The sequence below is a fragment of the Stenotrophomonas maltophilia group sp. Smal12 genome, from assembly GCF_037079935.1.
Lineage (GTDB): Bacteria > Pseudomonadota > Gammaproteobacteria > Xanthomonadales > Xanthomonadaceae > Stenotrophomonas > Stenotrophomonas sepilia.
The window spans coordinates 1-509 of the sequence record NZ_JBAWUK010000141.1 but is presented as its reverse complement, the minus strand read 5'-3'; the positions used below and the strand labels follow the sequence as shown (position 1 = coordinate 509).

The following is a 509-nucleotide window of genomic DNA, read 5'->3' as shown; positions in this document are numbered from 1 at the left end:
AGCGACCTATCGCCGTGCCAACAAGGTTATCGACGATACCTGCGATTCGCGTTCGCTCTACAACGCTGCGGTAGCCGCCGGCTATGACCTTTCCAACTGGGCCGATCCTTGGACCGTGCCGGAAGGCCTGCCGGGCTGCTGGATCTACAACCCGGGCAGCGACCTGCAGGTCACCTTGGACGTGGACGGTGATGGCAAGGTTGACGACATCACAGTGCCGGGGGCAAGCCTGGGCCCGAAGGCCAAGCGCGTGTACAAGGCCGTAACCCTCAGTGCAGACAAGCAGACCGAGCGCTGGTACGCCAGCTTCTCGTACACGTGGTCCAAGCTGGAAGGCAATTACGAAGGTCTGGTCAAGAGCACCAACGGCCAGGATGACACTGGCACCACATCCGACTTCGATTTTGCCGAAATCATGTATGGCTCGGACGGATATCTGTTCAATGACCATCGCCACAGCATCAAGCTGTACGGTGGGTTCAAGTTCACGGATGAGTGGTCGGTCGGTC

General features: G+C 59.1%; 1 pseudogene. It reads left to right on the top strand.

The features are described 5' to 3' along the window. Nucleotides 1-509: pseudogene (locus WDC87_RS21965) on the top strand (hypothetical protein); the annotation flags it as partial.